The 1,488-nt window shown below is 65.5% G+C and carries 3 protein-coding genes; all 3 read left to right on the top strand.

Annotated elements, in window-relative coordinates; all coding sequences use genetic code 11:
• Positions 1-234, top strand: a 234-nt coding sequence (locus tag ADY01_RS41205) for a DUF6188 family protein (protein ID WP_049581022.1), incomplete at its 5' end; no start/stop codon positions are given.
• 165 nt (positions 235-399) lie between these two features.
• Positions 400-1,023, top strand: a complete 624-nt coding sequence (locus ADY01_RS35575) for a hypothetical protein (protein WP_049581018.1) — start codon at positions 400-402, stop codon at positions 1,021-1,023.
• 178 nt (positions 1,024-1,201) lie between these two features.
• Positions 1,202-1,488: DUF6188 family protein (locus tag ADY01_RS41200; RefSeq protein WP_049581019.1), on the top strand; the 287-nt coding region annotated here is incomplete at its 3' end.

Genomic DNA, 1,488 nt, shown 5'->3' with positions numbered 1-1,488 from the left:
TGGGATGAGCTGGTACCTGGCTCTGGCCTCTCTCTCGCCCCGGCGCTGGGACTCTTTGAGCAGTCGATCACGTCCGTCGATGTCCGTGGTCTAGGCACACTGACCCTCGACTTCACCAACAGCGCCAGCCTCCGCGTGGACCCGGACCCGCAGTTCGAGTCCTGGCACCTGACCGGCCGCGGCGTCACACCCATCACGGTCGGCCCCGGCGGGGAGGAACACTGGGAGCCGTGACGACGCGCTCTGCTCCAAGGCGCTGGCCTTCTGACCCGTAGTTCCATCCGGGACCGGTCTCTGTGGTTGTTGTGTCGCTGCTGGGCTGGCACAGGTCGCGTTCAGCCGCTGCGGGTTGTCGTGATTGCGGTACTGGACTGCTGTACCGCGGTGAAGGAATGCAGTATGAGCTACTGGGCAGACATCGCCACACAGTCGCTGGGTGCGCTGGTGGGCACCTTGGCTGGCGGAGCGATCGCCGTGTTAGTCGCGCGCTGGCAGACGAACCGGTCGATCGCGGCACAGGCATCCTTGGCGGCAACGGAAGCGGCAGCTAGCTTGCGGCTTGACCAAGTGAGCCAAGAGCGTGCCAGGTCGACGGACGCAGCACGGACATTGCTCGAACGGCTGGCCGATCTGTACGCATGGCTACCTTCGTTGCCCGACGTCTCGGCCGAGACCCCACGCCTCAGCCATCACGCCCGCGACCGATGCCGCCAGGCCATGGAATCTGTCCGGCGCGGCATGATTACCGACCTCTATACCATCAGCGATCAGAACGCCCGTGAGCGCTACCGCGAACTGGTGCGTCTTGCCTATGACGTCGGGTACCGAGGTGTGGGGTCAGGGAACCGCGATCGACAGATAGGGGTGCGGGACGGGCGGCTGCGCGACGCGCGCCACACCGCGACCAGCGTCCTGCTGAGACGGAACACAACGAAGGCCCCGGCCGTGGATGGCGGCGGGGCCTTCGTTCAGCCCGGTGAGAGCTGGGCGGAGGATACGAGATTCGAACTCGTGAGGGTGTGAACCCAACACGCTTCTGAGTCTGTTGGTGCGTCGCTGCGCGGTGCGTCCAGGGCCGTTCACCTGCGTCTACGTCAGGCTGGGTGGTGCCGCGACCGACGGCCCTGAACTACGGTGGCCGTGGGTCCGGCCAGACCCGAATAGCCCACAACAGAGGTTGCGGCAGTGTTCAGGAGACGGGTTGAAGATACCCACGGCTCTGGTCGGAGCCCGAGTAGAACGCATTGCCTTCGATCATCAGGTGCGGCTCATCCTGCGAACGAGCCCTGCGGGCAGGACCGGCATGGTCGATGCCGAGCTGGTCGTGGAGTCGCCGTTCCTGTTCCGCCCCCCAGCGGGCAGTTGGGATGAGCTGGTACCTGGCTCTGGCCTCTCTCTCGCCCCGGCGCTGGGACTCTTTGAGCAGTCGATCACGTCCGTCGATGTCCGTGGTCTAGGCACACTGACCCTCGACTTCACCAACAGCGC

This window comes from Streptomyces sp. SBT349 (genome assembly GCF_001083795.1).
Taxonomy (GTDB): Bacteria; Actinomycetota; Actinomycetes; order Streptomycetales; family Streptomycetaceae; genus Streptomyces.
This window is presented reverse-complemented; position numbering and strand designations above follow the sequence as displayed.